Source organism: Brucella pseudogrignonensis (genome assembly GCF_031454375.1).
Taxonomy (GTDB): Bacteria; Pseudomonadota; Alphaproteobacteria; order Rhizobiales; family Rhizobiaceae; genus Brucella; species Brucella pseudogrignonensis_A.
In genome coordinates, this window is record NZ_JAVDQT010000001.1 from 588908 (window position 1) to 605975 (window position 17068).

Sequence of the window (17068 nt, forward strand, 5' to 3'; positions counted from 1 at the left end):
CATGCGCGTAATCGTGTGCGGAGCAGGGCAGGTTGGCTACGGTATTGCCGAGCGGCTTGCTGCCGAAGAAAACGATGTCTCCGTCATTGATACATCTGCGCGTCACATTGAGATCGTGCGCGATACTCTGGATGTGCGCGGGTTCGTTGGTCATGGTTCGCAGCCGGATGTTCTGGCTGCTGCTGGTGCTAACGAAGCCGACATGATTATTGCGGTGACGCTATCTGACGAAGTCAATATGGTGGCTTGTCAGGTTGCCCATTCGGTTTTCAATGTGCCGACCAAGATCGCCCGCATTCGCGCGCAGTCTTATCTGAAAGCTGAATATCAGGACTTGTTCCTGCGTGAAAACCTGCCGATTGACGTGATTATTTCACCGGAGCTTGAAGTCGGGGAGGTGGTTTTGCGGCGTATTGCCTTGCAGGGCGCGACGGATGTGCTGCGGTTTGCTGATGATAAGATTATCGGTCTTGCCATTGAGTGTCTGGAAGAGTGCCCGGTTATCAATACACCATTGAAACAGCTCTCTGACCTGTTTCCTGATCTTGCGGCAACTGTTGTCGGCGTTGTGCGTAATGGCAGTCTGTTTATTCCTCGCTCGACCGATCAACTCAACGCTGGTGATCTCGCTTATGTTGTGACAACCCGCGAGCAGGTTCGCAGAACACTGTCGTTGTTTGGCCACGAAAAGCCAGAGGCGCATCGCATTGTCATCGCGGGTGGTGGCAATATCGGCCTCTATGTTGCGAAAGCCATTGAAGAGCGCAAATGGCAGACGCGCATAAAGATGATCGAAAGTGAGCATGAGCGCGCTTTCATGATCGCTGACCAGCTGAAGCGTACGATGGTTCTGCATGGCAGCGCTTTGGATCAGGCGCTTTTGCAGGAAGCTGATATTGAGGATGCTGATCTTTTTGTCGCTCTCACCAATCAGGATCAGGTGAATATTCTCTCTAGCATCATGGCCAAGCGGCTTGGGTGTAAGGCCAATATGGCGCTGATCAACACGACCGGCTATCAGGATTTTACACACATGGTCGGGATCGATGCCTATATTGATCCGAAGGCTGTGACGGTTTCGAAAATACTGCAGCATGTGCGGCGTGGTCGTATCCGTGCCGTCTACAGCGTCTATCGTGATATGGCTGAGATTATTGAAGCGGAAGCGCTTGAGACGTCATCGCTGGTCGGCGCGCCTTTGCGTGATCTTGATTTGCCGGAAGGCTTGCGTATCGGTGCGATTTATCGTGCAGGGCAGGTTATTCAGCCAAATGGTGACGTGCGCATTAAGCCGAAAGATCGTGTTGTAATATTCGCAACTGCTGATGCTATTAAGCACGTGGAACAGATGTTCCGCGTTAGCCTCGAATTTTTCTGAGTTTTTGAAAATGCCAACCTCTGTTATCCGGTATCTCTGATGGATATCTGCACTTTCTGGTATGGTCCGAGCCTACGGGACGTCGACCGCATATGCCTTGCATCCATGGTGATGACTGGCCAACGCGTGAAGCTGTTTTCATACGCGCCAATCGATAATGTCCCTGAGGGCGTCGAAATGCACGATGCCAGCACTATTCTGTCTGAGCAGGTATTTAAGCGTCTCGATCCCAATTATCCGATCTTGCGCAGTCGAACGACGATAGTTCAGTTCAGTGATATTTTCCGTATCATGCTGATGAAGCATAAGCAGGGCGTATGGCTTGATACGGATGTCTATTTGCTAAAGCAATTTCATCCCGATCCAACGAAGCCATACTTGGCACGAGAGAATCGTTTTCGCGTCGGCGTCTCGGCTCTTTATCTACCGCATGACCACCCGATCATTCGCGAATTTGAGGATTATGTCGCGTCCAGCGACCCGCTGCCGCGCTGGCTTGGAGTGCGACGTGGCAAGCTGCGGCCATTATACTATCGTCTTACGGGCAAAGAAGTTACGCCTGCCGCTATCGGGATTACAATTTTCGGAAATGACGGCATATCGCGGCTCGCGCGCAAGTACGGCATCTTTAAAAATGCCGCACCACAGGAGAACTTCTATTATTGGGTCGGGAAAGAGGCGACTCGCATTTACGACCCTGCTTATGGGTTAGAGCCAATACAGCACCCAGATTTTATCGGCTTCCATATACATAAGAAGCACAAGGAGGTTGTCTCTTTGCAACCGGGTAGCTTTTATGTATGGGCTATTGAACGCGTACAGGCTTTCTTGAAAGAGCCATCACACGCAACCGTTATTGCTGCTGAATAAGTGTTTTGTCTATAATCCCTTCAAGTTATTGAAGTTGGCAGTCAATTTTTCAATCTGTAAGATTTGCTTATCTGTTTTTGAATTTGTTGGTTGCGGAAAGATTCCCATCCTGTTAACCGAAGATTAAGAGCGAAGCAGTTGTCTTTCCACAGCAATTGCATTTAGCGACTGGTTTTGCGCAACCCGGGAGCTTGATTTATGTGTGTGCGCGTGTTCGTCTGGCATAAACGAACAAACTGCTGATCGATTAAAGGAATAAAAACAATGGCTGAACGATCGCAAAATCTTCAAGACCTTTTTCTCAATTCTGTACGCAAGCAGAAAATTTCACTGACCATTTTTCTTATCAATGGTGTGAAGCTCACAGGTATTGTGACGTCATTTGACAATTTCTGTGTGTTGCTGCGTCGCGATGGTCATTCGCAGCTTGTTTACAAGCATGCAATTTCGACCATCATGCCGAGCCAGCCGGTACAGATGTTTGAGGGTGAGGAAGTCTGACGCTTCTCAGTTTATAACTGACCAGTTTTATGCTGGAGCGTGGTGATCTCTTGAAATTGTCACTCTGCTCCAGCTTTTTCGATTCTAATCCCACAGGTCGGGTTTTCAGGATCATGATTTGATTGGCCGGGGCGTCTTCTATTTGAAACCGCTTATGCGAAGACCTATCTGCTGAAGCAGTTGGGTGCCGTATCCCGGAGTAAGTTTATTTGTCGAAATTCAAAGACGCGAATATTTCGCCTGCCGATGAAAAAAAGGGTTTTGGCCTGTCTGAGCCAGAACCGACGAGGGCGGCGGTAATCGTTCCGATTCTGCCGGAACGTTATAATACCAGTACAGCAAGTGAAGAAGGTGAACGGACGCAGTTTCAGCGTTCCAACGAAGCACGGCTGGAAGAAGCAATTGGTCTTGCCCGCGCGATTAATCTTGAAATTGCCCATGCTGAAAATGTGACTGTCAGCCAACCGCGACCCGCGACACTGCTGGGTACAGGTAAAATTGAGGCAATCGCCGAAATTCTTGAAGAGAAGTCGATTGGTCTCGTGATCGTTGATCACGCCTTGACGCCAGTGCAGCAGCGTAATCTCGAAAGAGAATTGCACGTTAAGGTCATCGACCGCACCGGGCTTATTCTGGAAATCTTTGGTGAAAGAGCGCGTACCAAGGAAGGTGCGCTGCAAGTCGAGCTCGCGCATCTGAATTATCAGAAGGGTCGTCTCGTTCGAAGCTGGACGCACTTGGAACGTCAGCGCGGTGGCGGTGGCTTCCTTGGTGGTCCGGGTGAAACGCAGATTGAAGCTGACAGGCGTATGCTTCAGGAAAAAATCCTGAAGATCAAGCGCGAGCTGGAAACGGTTGTCCGTACCCGCACGTTGCATCGTCAGAAGCGCCGCAAAGTCCCGCATCCTGTCATCGCATTGGTTGGCTATACCAATGCGGGCAAATCGACGTTGTTTAATCGCATGACAGGTGCCGATGTGCTGGCCGAAGACATGCTGTTCGCAACGCTTGATCCGACATTGCGCCGCATTCGCCTGCCGCATGGTGAAACGGTTATCCTTTCAGATACTGTGGGCTTCATTTCGAACCTTCCGCATCATCTCGTTGCGGCATTCCGCGCGACGCTTGAAGAAGTGGTCGAAGCTGATCTGATTCTGCACGTGCGCGACATTTCCGATCCGGATAATGCGGCGCAAGCTGAAGACGTCGAAAGCATTCTGACTGGTCTTGATGTCGATCCCCATGATCATAAGCGTGTGATCCAGATTTGGAACAAGATCGATAATCTGGACGAAGCTGGCCGTGAGGCAGCCCTGCGTCTGGCTGCGGCTGGCGGTGACGAAGGTCGACCAATTCCGCTTTCAGCATGGACGGGTGAAGGCGTTGAGAGGTTGCTGTCGCTAATCGAAAGCCGCATCGCTGGTGCGCTTGGCTCGGTGGATGTGGTGCTTCCGCCGTCAGAGCTTCGTATTCTTGACTGGATTTACCAGCATGGCAGCGATGTGAAGCGTGAAGACCTTGAGGACGGGTCGGTTCGCATTCAGGCTCGACTGACAGAAACAGCACGCAAAATGCTTGACGAGAAACGCGGCATTAAGCCTGTCGAGCAGGATTCCGATTGGGATTGATCGGCATCTTGCGGAACAGGGCTGCAAAGCCCTATGTATGGAACATCCATACGATTCATATTCGTTATAAATATGCAGAGGCCCATAATGAGAGATCCAATTGAAACCGTCATGAACCTCGTGCCGATGGTTGTCGAGCAGACCAACCGTGGCGAGCGGGCCTATGATATTTTTTCACGTTTGCTGAAAGAACGTATCATCTTCGTCAACGGTCCTGTCGAAGACGGCATGTCGATGCTGATCTGCGCGCAGTTGCTCTTTCTCGAGTCTGAGAACCCGAAGAAAGAGATCAACATGTATATTAATTCGCCCGGCGGCGTTGTTACGTCCGGCATGGCGATTTATGACACGATGCAGTTCATCAAGCCGCCAGTCTCGACGCTTTGTATGGGACAGGCTGCTTCGATGGGTTCGTTGCTGCTAACGGCCGGTGCAACCGGTCAACGTTATGCGTTGCCAAATGCGCGCATCATGGTTCACCAGCCTTCGGGTGGTTTCCAGGGGCAGGCGTCCGACATTGAACGTCATGCGCAGGACATCATCAAGATGAAGCGCCGTCTGAATGAGATCTACGTCAAGCATACAGGTCGCGATTACGAGACTATTGAACGTACGCTTGATCGCGATCACTTCATGACAGCGCAGGAAGCTCTTGAGTTCGGTTTGATCGATAAGGTCATCGAATCGCGCGAAGTGGCTGTTGAAGAAACCAAGTAATGCGGGGAGGCAGTTCGTCTGCCTCTTCATATTTTAGCGTCTTTTGCCACAAAAGCGGCTTATTTCGTGGTCCTACGTAAAGGTTAACGCATCGCGTTAAGCATCTGTTGGGGTTCACGGCGTTAAAATAGTTCAGATTATGCCGAATCTCGCTGGGGAACATGATTTTTCAATTGTTCCCCGCTTTAGGTTCTGCAAAAGTCGCCACTTAAGGCTTATTCGGTCGGAAAGCCTTCGGTACGCGAGATCCAAAATGACTGGCAGTGCGTAAAAACTGCCGATGGAGCCGGAAAGAAGCGTTGTTTTGCTTCTTCAAAGGGTCCGAACCGGAAGAAACGATCGAGATGGACACAGACGGCTGCTGTTCATTTCGGTTTATTGAAAGGAAACTGCAATGAGCAAAGTCAGCAACAGCGGCGGCGATTCAAAGAATACGCTTTATTGCTCGTTCTGTGGCAAAAGCCAGCATGAAGTACGTAAGCTGATTGCAGGCCCGACCGTATTTATCTGCGACGAGTGCGTCGAACTTTGCATGGACATCATTCGCGAGGAAAACAAAACCTCGATGGTGAAGTCGCGCGAAGGTGTGCCTACGCCGCAGGAAATTAAAGACGTACTCGATGACTATGTCATCGGTCAGAAAGACGCCAAGCGCGTTCTCTCGGTTGCGGTACACAATCACTACAAGCGTCTTGCTCATCAGTCGAAGAGCAACGACATTGAACTTGCGAAGTCCAACATTCTGCTGGTTGGTCCAACGGGTTGCGGCAAGACCTATCTTGCCCAGACACTCGCGCGCATCATCGATGTTCCGTTCACAATGGCTGATGCAACGACGCTCACAGAAGCCGGCTATGTCGGTGAAGACGTCGAAAACATCATTTTGAAGTTGCTCCAGTCGGCTGATTACAATGTTGAACGCGCACAGCGCGGCATCGTATACATCGACGAAGTTGATAAAATCAGCCGCAAGTCGGACAATCCTTCGATCACCCGTGACGTATCGGGCGAAGGCGTTCAGCAGGCGCTTCTGAAGATCATGGAAGGCACTGTTGCTTCCGTGCCGCCGCAGGGTGGCCGTAAGCATCCGCAGCAGGAATTCTTGCAGGTCGATACAACGAACATTCTGTTCATCTGTGGCGGTGCGTTTGCGGGTCTCGATAAGATCATTTCTGCACGTGGTGAAAAGACCTCGATTGGTTTTGGCGCCAATGTGAAGTCCGCTGAAGATCGTCGTATCGGTGAAGTGTTCCGTGAACTGGAACCAGAGGATTTGCTGAAATTCGGTCTTATTCCGGAATTCGTTGGTCGTCTGCCTGTGATCGCCACTTTGGAAGATCTGGACGTTGACGCACTGGTGCAGATTTTGACCGAGCCAAAGAATGCGCTCGTGAAGCAGTATCAGCGTCTGTTCGACATGGAAAATGTTGAACTTAGCTTCCACGACGACGCTCTGCGCGCGATTGCCAATAAGGCAGTTGAACGTAAGACCGGTGCGCGTGGTCTGCGTTCGATCATGGAAAAGATCCTGCTCGACACGATGTTCGAGCTGCCAACGCTTGAAGGCGTTCAGGAAGTGGTCATTTCCGGTGATGTTGTGGATGGCAGTGCCCGTCCGCTCTACATCTATGCCGAACGTCAGGACGAAAAAGGTAATGCCTCAGCTTAATGGCTGTTGAAGAAAAAGAGATAAGGCCGCGAAAGCGGCCTTTTTCTTGTCTATGTGTGAGAGCAGTCTGGATACATCGCGTAGTTGTTATTGTACAAATTTCTGTGACGGCGCAGGATAGATGACGATTCTATGAATGCTGCCATTAAAGCAGCTTGAATTTAGGAGTTCGACACTCCAATTATGGACCGAAGCATTGGTTGTGGACTGCCTCATCATGAAAGGGGCCACAACCTTTGGCAGTCGGGTCGAATGACCTGAGAAAGGACTGACATGACGGATATTGAACAGAAGACGGAAGCGGGTGGCGAAGACGGGCTGTATGCCGTTCTGCCGTTGCGCGATATTGTAGTCTTCCCCCATATGATCGTTCCGCTGTTTGTTGGACGTGAAAAGTCGATCAAAGCACTTGAAGAAGTGATGGGTGTTGATAAGCAGATTCTGCTCGCAACGCAGAAGAATGCAGCAGACGATGATCCGGCACCTGATGCGATTTATGAAATCGGCACGATCGCAAATGTGCTACAGCTTCTCAAGCTGCCAGATGGCACCGTAAAGGTTCTCGTCGAAGGCACTGCGCGCGCCAAGGTTTCCAAGTTTACCGATCGCGAAGATTATCACGAAGCATTTGCTACGGTTCTTCCCGAACCTGAAGAAGATGCCGTTGAAGTCGAAGCGCTTGCTCGCTCTGTGGTCTCTGACTTCGAAAACTACGTCAAGCTGAACAAGAAGATTTCGCCGGAAGTGGTTGGTGCAGCCACCCAGATCGAAGACTATTCCAAGCTTGCTGATACGGTTGCTTCGCATCTCGCGATCAAGATTCCTGAAAAGCAGGAAATGCTGTCGATTCTCTCGGTGCGTGAGCGTCTTGAGAAGGCGCTTGCCTTCATGGAATCCGAGATTTCTGTTTTGCAGGTAGAAAAGCGCATCCGTGGCCGCGTCAAGCGCCAGATGGAAAAGACGCAGCGCGAATATTACCTCAACGAGCAGATGAAGGCGATCCAGAAGGAGCTTGGTGATGGAGAGGACGGTCGTGACGAAACGGCTGAACTTGAAGAACGCATCAACAAGACCAAGCTTTCTAAGGAAGCACGCGAAAAGGCACAGGCTGAGCTGAAAAAGCTGCGCAGCATGAGCCCAATGTCGGCAGAAGCGACGGTCGTCCGCAATTATCTCGACTGGCTGCTTTCAATTCCTTGGGGCAAGAAGTCTAAGGTCAAGCAGGATCTGAACTTTGCCGAGGAGGTGCTTGATGATGAGCATTTCGGCCTCGACAAGGTTAAGGAACGCATTGTCGAGTATCTCGCAGTGCAGGCTCGCTCGACCAAGATTAAAGGCCCGATCCTTTGCCTCGTTGGACCTCCCGGCGTTGGTAAGACCTCGCTTGCCCGTTCGATTGCCAAGGCTACCGGCCGTGAATATGTCCGTATGTCGCTCGGCGGCGTGCGTGACGAGGCTGAAATCCGCGGTCACCGCCGCACTTATATTGGCTCGATGCCCGGTAAGGTCATCCAGTCGATGAAGAAGGCAAAGAAGTCCAACCCGCTCTTCCTGCTCGATGAAATCGACAAGATGGGTCAGGACTTCCGTGGCGATCCATCGTCGGCAATGCTTGAAGTGTTGGATCCAGAACAGAACTCGACCTTCATGGATCATTACCTTGAGGTTGAATATGATCTGTCGAACGTCATGTTCGTGACGACTGCTAATACGCTGAACATTCCGGGTCCGCTTCTGGATCGCATGGAAGTTATTCGTATTGCTGGCTACACCGAAGATGAAAAGCTCGAGATTGCCAAGCGGCATTTGCTGCCAAAGGCGATCAAGGACCATGCTTTGCAGCCGAAAGAGTTTTCGGTCACAGACGATGCGCTGCGCAACGTCATCCGTCTTTACACACGTGAAGCCGGTGTTCGTAGCCTCGAACGTGAAATGATGACACTGGCACGTAAGGCCGTAACCGAGATTTTGAAGGCGAAGAAGAAGTCGGTGAAGATCACCGATAAAAACCTCTCCGATTATCTTGGCGTTGAGCGTTATCGTTTTGGTCAGATCGACGGTGAAGATCAGGTCGGTGTTGTCACAGGTCTTGCGTGGACTGAAGTGGGCGGCGAGCTGCTGACCATCGAAGGCGTCATGATGCCCGGCAAGGGCCGCATGACTGTTACGGGTAACCTCCGTGATGTGATGAAGGAATCGATTTCTGCGGCGGCATCTTATGTTCGCTCGCGTGCGGTTGATTTCGGCATTGAACCTCCGTTGTTCGATAAGCGCGACATCCACGTGCACGTACCGGAAGGTGCGACGCCAAAGGATGGTCCGTCGGCTGGTATCGCTATGGTTACGGCAATCGTTTCTGTTATGACCGGTATTCCGGTTCGTAAGGACGTTGCAATGACTGGTGAAGTGACGCTGCGTGGCCGTGTTCTGCCTATCGGTGGTCTTAAGGAAAAGCTGCTTGCTGCATTGCGTGGCGGCATCAAGAAAGTTCTGATCCCAGAAGAAAACGCCAAGGATCTGGCGGATATTCCGGACAATGTGAAGAACAATCTTGAGATCGTTCCAGTGTCGCGCGTCGGTGAAGTCCTGAGACATGCACTGGTTCGTGAGCCACAACCGATTGAATGGACAGAGCCTGAAACACCTGTCGCGTCGACTAAGGTCGACGACGATGCGGGCGTCTCGACGGCCCATTGATCATCGCTGGGTGCTAATAAGCTGACAATGCCGGGCCAAAAGCCCGGCATTTCTGTGTTTAACCCCGGTTTTCTGGGCTTTTTTCGTGTTGACAGGCTTGGTTTGTCAATCAATTTGAATAAACTGCACGCAATCCGTTCGCGTAAATCGCGCCGGTAGATAAAGAAAGGAAATGCCTATGAACAAGAACGAATTGGTCGCCGCAGTTGCGGAAAAGGGCGGTTTGACAAAGGCCGACGCAGGAACTGCAGTTGACGCAGTACTCGCAGCTGTCACCGGTGCACTTCAGGCTGGCGAAGAAGTACGTCTGCCAGGCTTTGGTGTTTTCTCCGTATCGCATCGTGCAGCTTCGACAGGCCGTAACCCGTCGACTGGCGCAGAAGTTGCAATTCCAGCCCGCAACGTGCCGAAGTTCTCGGCTGGTAAGGGCCTCAAGGATGCCGTAAACGGCTAATTGTCAGAGCGCTGTGTGTCACAGTTGGCGCACGAGGCACGCTTTGACTTCTGGCTTGAGCATCATGCTTTCTAAAATCGATTTTCGATTTGTGGGTTGGTGCTATAACTGTCGCGATAGTCGCGGACAGTGCTACAAGAAGGCCCGGTCTAGCCGGGCTTTTTTATTTTTTTTGGGAGAGGTTTGCTTTGCGCTCGTGTAAATTGATGATCGCACTCGCAGCTTTAGGCTTTACCGGTCTTTATTTTACAACGCCGCCAGCACGAGCTGAGGCATGTGAACAGCAGATTTTTCAGGATACGAAATTCATTGTTTGCACGGTGAAGAACAAAGAGAATCTGCAGCTATTCTGGAAGAACGCAGATGGTGAGCCGTATCGCAATTTCTCAAGAGTAGCGGATTCAGTAGATGGAGACGGCAAAAAATTATCATTTGCCTTGAATGCCGGTATGTATCAGGTCGATTTTACGCCAATGGGCCTATATGTCGAGAATGGGCAGGAACTTGTACCTGCCGATACAAAAGCGCCTCAGCGCATCACGGGTCCGATTCCCAATTTTTATAAAAAGCCGAATGGCATTTTCTATTTTGACAATAACAACGCGGGTATTGTCTCGGCTGACAAGTTCTTGAAGCTTAAACTCCGACCGAGCTTTGCAACCCAATCTGGGCCAATGCTGGTTATTAATAACAAGCTCAATCCCATTCTGATTAAAGGATCAACAGACCGCACTCGTAGAAGTGGCGTTGGTGTTTGTTCTGATAAATCGATCCAATTTGCGATCAGCGAAGACGCTGTGAATTTCTATGACTTCGCAATGCTTTTCCGCAACGAGTTGAAATGTCCGAATGCAATATTTTTTGATGGTGGAGGCGGTGCCGGATTTTATAATCCTGCCATGGGTCGCAATGATATTTCATGGCATGGTGGATATGGACCGGTTGTTGGTTTTGTTGAATAAAAAAGCCGGGCATTGCCCGGCTTTATAATTATTCAGCAGCTTCTGCTTTACGTCTTGGACGGCGTTCAAGCAGTTCCTTGAGGAACTGGCCTGTATAGGAGCGTTTTTCCTTGGCGATATCTTCAGGACGACCAACAGCAACGATTTCTCCGCCGCCATCACCGCCTTCAGGGCCAAGATCGATTACCCAGTCAGCAGTCTTGATGACTTCGAGATTATGCTCGATCACTACAACCGTATTTCCCTGCTCGACCAGTTCGTGTAGCACTTCGAGAAGCTTTGCGACGTCATGGAAATGCAGGCCTGTGGTTGGTTCATCAAGAATATAGAGCGTGCGGCCTGTGGCTTTACGCGACAGTTCCTTGGCGAGCTTCACGCGTTGCGCTTCGCCGCCTGAAAGCGTTGTAGCTTGCTGGCCGACTTTCACATAGCCAAGACCGACTTTGACAAGCGTTTCGAGCTTGTCACGTACAGCGGGAACGGCTGTGAAGAATTCCGCACCTTCTTCGACTGTCATATCCAGTACGTCGGCAATAGATTTGCCTTTAAAATGCACTTCAAGTGTTTCGCGGTTGTAGCGTTTGCCGTGGCAGACATCGCAAGTCACATAAACATCTGGCAGGAAGTGCATTTCGATCTTGATGACGCCATCGCCCTGACAAGCTTCACAGCGACCACCTTTCACGTTGAACGAGAAACGTCCAGCCTGATAACCGCGTGCCTTGGCTTCCGGCAGACCTGCGAACCAGTCGCGGATCGGCGTAAAAGCGCCGGTATAGGTTGCCGGATTGGAGCGCGGGGTGCGGCCAATTGGTGATTGGTCAATGTCGATCACTTTGTCGAGAAACTCGAGGCCGTCGATACGGTCATGCTCCGCAGGATGCTCGCGGGAGCCCATGATGCGGCGCGATGCTGCCTTGAACAGTGTTTCGATCAGGAAGGTGGACTTGCCGCCACCCGATACACCGGTAACGGCTGTAAATGTGCCAAGCGGAATATCCGCCGAAACATTTTTCAGATTGTTGCCGCGCGCGCCCACAACTTTGATGCGCTTTGCCTTGGAGATTTCGCGACGCTCGGCAGGAACGGCAACTTCAAGAGCACCTGATAGATATTTGCCGGTCAGCGAGTTTGCGTTCGACATCACGTCATCCGGTGAGCCTTGCGCGATAATATGACCGCCATGAATGCCCGCTGCAGGACCAATGTCGACTACATAGTCAGCCGTAAGGATTGCATCTTCATCGTGCTCAACTACGATGACTGTATTACCGAGATCGCGCAGATGACGCAGCGTATCCAGAAGGCGAGCATTGTCGCGCTGATGCAAGCCGATCGATGGCTCGTCCAGCACGTAAAGGACGCCGGTCAGCCCGGAACCGATCTGCGAAGCGAGGCGAATACGCTGGCTTTCACCACCTGAAAGCGTGCCGGAATTACGCGCGAGCGTCAGGTAGTCGAGACCGACATCATTGAGGAAGTCCAGACGCTCACGAATTTCCTTGAGAATACGAGCTGCAATTTCGCGTTGCTTTTCGTTGAATGTACTATCGACATCGCGGAACCATTGGTCGGCATTGCGGATCGACATACCGGTGATTTCACCGATATGTTTCATGCCAACTTTGACGGCCAGTGCTTCAGGCTTCAAACGATAGCCGCGGCATGCCGGGCAGGGCGTTGACGACATGAAGCGTTCAATTTCTTCGCGCGACCAGGCTGAATCAGTTTCTTTCCAGCGGCGTTCGAGGTTTGGAATAACGCCTTCAAATGCCTTGGTGGTCTGATAAGCGCGTAAGCCATCATCATAATTAAAGGCAATTTCCTTGCCCTTTGTGCCGTGAAGAATGGCTTGCTGGGATTCATCTGAAAGATCTGCCCACTTAGCGCTTACCTTAAAGCCATAGGCTTTTCCGAGCGCTTCGAGTGTCTGATTATAATAAGGAGAAGACGAACGTGCCCATGGCGCGACCGCACCGTCTTTGAGTGAGACAGATGCATCGGGAATGATTAGATTGGGATCGATTGCCTGTTGTGTGCCGAGGCCATCACAGGTGGGGCAGGCACCGAAAGGATTGTTGAACGAGAACAAACGCGGCTCGATTTCAGGAATCGTAAAACCCGAAACAGGACAGGCAAATTTTTCCGAGAACATCACGCGTTCATGCGTTTCATTCGCCGATTTATTCGCTGCCCCCCCAGATGCTGTTTCTTCTGCTGGCAAAGGCTTGTCGGCAAATTCGGCAATTGCCAGGCCTTCGGCCAGTTTGAGACAGGTTTCAAGACTGTCAGCCAAACGGGTGGCAAGATCACCACGCACCACAACACGGTCCACGACCACATCAATGTCGTGCTTGTATTTTTTGTCGAGGGCAGGGACATCAGCGATTTCGTAGAAGGTGCCATCGACCTTCACGCGTTGAAAACCCTTCTTCTGAAGTTCTGCCAGTTCCTTTTTATATTCGCCCTTACGACCACGAACGATCGGTGCCAGAATATAAAGACGGGTGCCTTCTTCAAATGCCAGAATGCGATCAACCATCTGGCTGACGGTCTGGCTTTCAATCGGCAGGCCCGTCGCAGGTGAATAAGGCACACCCACGCGTGCGAAAAGCAGGCGCATATAATCGTAGATTTCGGTCACAGTACCGACGGTCGAGCGCGGATTGCGGCTCGTTGTCTTCTGCTCAATGGAAATAGCAGGGGAAAGACCATCAATCTGATCCACATCCGGCTTTTGCATCATTTCCAGAAACTGGCGGGCATAGGCCGAAAGGCTTTCGACGTAGCGACGCTGGCCCTCTGCATAAATTGTATCAAATGCCAGCGATGATTTACCGGAACCTGAAAGGCCGGTCATTACGATCAGCTTGTCGCGTGGCAGATCAAGGTCAACATTTTTCAGATTGTGTTCACGCGCGCCACGTATGGAAATGAATTTCTGATCGCTCATTCCGCGTCCTGCCTGTTTGGTCCTGTCATGGAGTGTTGGGCGTCGAGCTTAATGTCACGCCGCTCCATAATATGTGTATGGACCCCTTCCAAGGAAAGGGGCGTCCGATCATTTACAGCTTAAATATCACCAGAACAAAGATCGAACAACTAGACCTCTGATATGCGATACGAAATGTGAACGCAAGAGCGTTGACTGTTACTCCTGACAGGCGCAGACTGTGATTACTCGCTGGATGGAGAGATATCGGGATGGTTACTTGATATCGACAAGAGGTCCAGATAGGCGAGTCAATGCAACAGGAGGAAATGGAGCATGAGTCCACCTGACTAAGTTGCCCCGCTTTCAAAGTTGTGAAAGCACAATCACTTCACGTCATTCTGCATTGTCTTTTGGGATCAACGCATAATTGTTCGTGTTAGTTGATTGCAGACAATCTGGAATATGCGCGGAGATCTTCCGCTTTTATGCAGTAGGTTTCCGAAAACATTTATCGGCGAAGCATTGTCGATATAAGAGCATTGCTCAAATCCAAGCCCTGCGCGCCTAAGAAACAGTGAGCGGCAGGGCTTAACTTTGCGATCACGTATCAAATCATAAGAGTGCTATATAGCCTTGGAATATCACTTTTAAATGCGTCAACGCGCTCATAATTTACGAATATTGATTGCATTTTGAACAAAACAAGAACATAATCATCTGTGGAACATTCTTAAAATAACCTCTGCAATCAGCGCGCTTCGAGAATGACTGTTGTAGTGTGTGTTCAGAGTTTTATGTGATGGCGCATATTTGCGCCTGATCTTTATTGTGGAAAGCACGTCTTGCCAGATTAGTCCGATCCAATTCGGATGAAACTGTAAGTTAGGCTGTGCTTGCGAGACCCGGAGTAAGTTTTCGATGGCTGGTAGCGTCAACAAAGTCATTCTGGTCGGCAATCTTGGTGCCGATCCTGAAATTCGTCGCCTCAATTCGGGTGACCAGATTGCCAATCTGCGTATTGCCACCTCGGAAAGCTGGCGTGACCGTCAGAGCGGAGAACGCAAGGATCGCACCGAATGGCACAGCGTTGTCATTTTCAATGAAAATCTCGCCAAGGTTGCCGAACAGTACCTGAAGAAGGGGTCTAAGGTTTATATCGAAGGCGCGCTTCAAACACGCAAATGGCAGGATCAGAACGGCAACGACCGCTACAGCACCGAAATCGTGTTGCAGAAGTTCCGTGGTGAACTTCAGATGCTCGATAGCCGTGGTGAAGGCGGCGGTGAAGGTCGCTCCTTTGGCGGCGGCGGCGGTGGAAATCGCAACCAGATGTCAGATTACTCCGGCGGCGGTAATGATTTTGGTTCGTCTGGCCCATCCAGTCAGGGCGGCGGTGGTGGCGGCGGTTTCTCCCGCGATCTCGACGACGAAATTCCATTTTGATGAAAAAAAGCGGGCGCATTAAGCGCCCGCTTTTTTAGTTAAATTGAATAATTTATACTTAGAAATAATTATTTGTTTTAATTGACTTTTTATAGATTTTAATATGTCAATTTATCGCTCTATTTTCGGCTAGCTGCTTGAGCTTTAAAGCGCTTTTGTTTTCAAAAGTGCTCATATTCTATTGAATTGAAACGCGTTCACTTTCGTTGCTTCGTGCCTGTTATCCAAATGTACGTTTTTTGAAAAAGCTGACTTTTACGGGTCTGAGACATATAATTCATATATCTGTTCGTTGATCTTCATATCCGCAAAGCTTATGAAGTTCATGCGAGTGAGCGAACGTATGAAGCATGAGGAGCCGATGGCGAAGTGGCTCATCTGCTGCGTCCCTTTTGGTACATCGTTTTGAAATGCATTGAGTGCAGATATGAGTGATGTTAGTCGGAGTTTGGTGCCGAAAGGTTGCTTTGTGGCGGTTGTTGGCCCCAGCGGCGCCGGCAAAGATACAATCATGGACGTCGCGCGTGCCGCACTCGCTGATGATCATCGATTTCATTTCGTTCGCCGCATAATCACTCGTCCACAAATGCCCGGAACGGAAGATCATGACAGCCTGACTGAAGATGCTTTTGCAAGGGCCACCAGCGATGGTGCTTTTGCTCTGCATTGGCAGGCACATGGGTTAAGCTATGGTCTGCCAAAATCGCTAAACGAGGAAATTGCAAAAGGTTCGGTCGTAATTGCCAATGTTTCGCGCCGCGTGCTGGGTGAAATACGCAGCCTTTATGTCTCGCGGTCTATAGTCGTCATTTCCGCAAAGCCAGAGGTATTGGCAGAGCGATTGGCTGCGCGCGGTCGCGAGAGCCGGGAAGAAATTATCAGACGGCTTTCCCGTGAAGTCTATTTTGATGATGGTGCTGAAGATGTTTTCATCATTGATAATTCTGGAGACGTCGCCACTTCTACGGATATTTTTCTAAAAAAATTGAAAAAATATAGTTAGGTCAATTGTTTAAATAGTACTCTTTGCAAAGTAGTTTGCCTTTTCTCAGCCCGTTCGTGATATATTTAATAACGAACTGAGTGCTTTTACGGCCTAGCCACTAATCAGCGACCTTACACCGTCTGCTACGAACTGAACTGCAAGTGCCGCAAGGATGACACCGAGAAGACGGGTCAGAATGGAACGACCTGTTTCGCCAAGAAACCGGTCGACGCGTTCTGCAAGCAGCAACACGACATAGGTAATCAGCAAACAGACGGCTATGACGCCGAGAAGGGCGGCACGGGGACCGATGCCATCAAAGGAGTCCGATGTCAGTACGATAGCCGAAATAGCTCCCGGACCTGCGATCAGTGGAATTGCCAGCGGGAAGGCGGCTATATTACGGATATGGTCCTTGGTAATGGCAACCTCGGCGCTTTTTTCCTTGCGCTCTGTTCGTTTCTCGAAAATCATCTCGAAAGCGATCCAGAAGAGAAGCAGGCCACCTGCGACGCGGAAAGCACCGATGCTGATACCGAACATGCCGAGAATCTGTGCGCCAGCAATCGCAAACAGCGCCATGACAATGAAACCGATGATGGATGCGCGCAGCGCAACCTGTCCACGATGGCTGCGATCCATGCCGGGTGTGAGTGCCAGAAATAGCGGAGCCAGACCGGGCGGGTCGATGGTCACGAGCAGGGTGACGAAGGCGCTAAAAACCGTATCGTAGAACCCCATGCTAATCGCGCCCCTTTTATTGGCAATTCTTGCTTGATTTGTGAAACGGATTGTAGCCAATCAATGACGTATGGTCGACGCAAAGCGT

At 50.5% G+C, this 17068-nt stretch carries 13 protein-coding genes; 11 read left to right on the forward strand and 2 right to left on the reverse strand.

Annotated features, from left to right (window positions below; genetic code table 11):
• Window position 1 precedes the first annotated feature (1 nt).
• From trkA to J2782_RS02905, 9 genes are all read left to right on the forward strand, one after another.
• Window positions 2-1378 carry a Trk system potassium transporter TrkA gene (gene trkA, locus J2782_RS02865; protein WP_310010045.1) on the forward strand — a complete coding sequence of 459 codons (1377 nt, stop codon included), beginning with the start codon at window positions 2-4 and terminating at the stop codon, window positions 1376-1378.
• A 39-nt stretch (window positions 1379-1417) separates the two neighbouring features.
• Window positions 1418-2248: a glycosyltransferase gene (locus J2782_RS02870; protein ID WP_310010046.1), complete on the forward strand. Its 831-nt coding sequence runs from the start codon at window positions 1418-1420 to the stop codon at window positions 2246-2248.
• A 264-nt stretch (window positions 2249-2512) separates the two neighbouring features.
• Window positions 2513-2749: an RNA chaperone Hfq gene (gene hfq / locus J2782_RS02875; protein ID WP_007875113.1), complete on the forward strand. Its 237-nt coding sequence runs from the start codon at window positions 2513-2515 to the stop codon at window positions 2747-2749.
• Between the two features lie 209 nt (window positions 2750-2958).
• Window positions 2959-4377 (forward strand): GTPase HflX, encoded by a 1419-nt coding sequence (gene hflX, locus J2782_RS02880; protein WP_310010049.1) that lies wholly within the window; start codon window positions 2959-2961, stop codon window positions 4375-4377.
• 87 nt (window positions 4378-4464) lie between these two features.
• A complete protein-coding gene (gene clpP, locus J2782_RS02885) occupies window positions 4465-5094 on the forward strand; it encodes an ATP-dependent Clp endopeptidase proteolytic subunit ClpP (protein ID WP_250039805.1) in 630 nt (209 codons plus the stop codon).
• 394 nt (window positions 5095-5488) lie between these two features.
• The gene (clpX, locus tag J2782_RS02890; RefSeq protein ID WP_250039806.1) at window positions 5489-6763 is read left to right on the forward strand and encodes an ATP-dependent Clp protease ATP-binding subunit ClpX; all 1275 of its coding nucleotides are present in this window, start codon (window positions 5489-5491) and stop codon (window positions 6761-6763) included.
• 273 nt (window positions 6764-7036) lie between these two features.
• The gene (gene lon, locus J2782_RS02895; protein ID WP_310010050.1) at window positions 7037-9460 is read left to right on the forward strand and encodes an endopeptidase La; all 2424 of its coding nucleotides are present in this window, start codon (window positions 7037-7039) and stop codon (window positions 9458-9460) included.
• A gap of 178 nt (window positions 9461-9638) precedes the next feature.
• Window positions 9639-9914: an HU family DNA-binding protein gene (locus J2782_RS02900; RefSeq protein ID WP_250039808.1), complete on the forward strand. Its 276-nt coding sequence runs from the start codon at window positions 9639-9641 to the stop codon at window positions 9912-9914.
• A gap of 188 nt (window positions 9915-10102) precedes the next feature.
• A complete protein-coding gene (locus tag J2782_RS02905; protein ID WP_404989603.1) occupies window positions 10103-10876 on the forward strand; it encodes a phosphodiester glycosidase family protein in 774 nt (257 codons plus the stop codon).
• 28 nt (window positions 10877-10904) lie between these two features.
• Here the strand turns inward: J2782_RS02905 and uvrA are convergent, their stop codons facing one another.
• Entirely contained in the window at window positions 10905-13829 is a 2925-nt protein-coding gene (uvrA, locus tag J2782_RS02910) for an excinuclease ABC subunit UvrA (protein WP_310010052.1), read from the reverse strand.
• A gap of 900 nt (window positions 13830-14729) precedes the next feature.
• Between uvrA and ssb the strand changes: the two genes are divergently transcribed.
• Together ssb and phnN are read left to right on the forward strand one after the other, a co-directional pair.
• Window positions 14730-15254: a single-stranded DNA-binding protein gene (gene ssb, locus J2782_RS02915; RefSeq protein ID WP_310010053.1), complete on the forward strand. Its 525-nt coding sequence runs from the start codon at window positions 14730-14732 to the stop codon at window positions 15252-15254.
• A gap of 427 nt (window positions 15255-15681) precedes the next feature.
• Window positions 15682-16257: a phosphonate metabolism protein/1,5-bisphosphokinase (PRPP-forming) PhnN gene (gene phnN / locus J2782_RS02920; RefSeq protein ID WP_310010054.1), complete on the forward strand. Its 576-nt coding sequence runs from the start codon at window positions 15682-15684 to the stop codon at window positions 16255-16257.
• 93 nt (window positions 16258-16350) lie between these two features.
• Here phnN and J2782_RS02925 read toward each other — a convergent pair whose 3' ends face one another.
• Window positions 16351-16980: a MarC family protein gene (locus J2782_RS02925; RefSeq protein ID WP_310010056.1), complete on the reverse strand. Its 630-nt coding sequence runs from the start codon at window positions 16978-16980 to the stop codon at window positions 16351-16353.
• Window positions 16981-17068 lie beyond the last annotated feature (88 nt).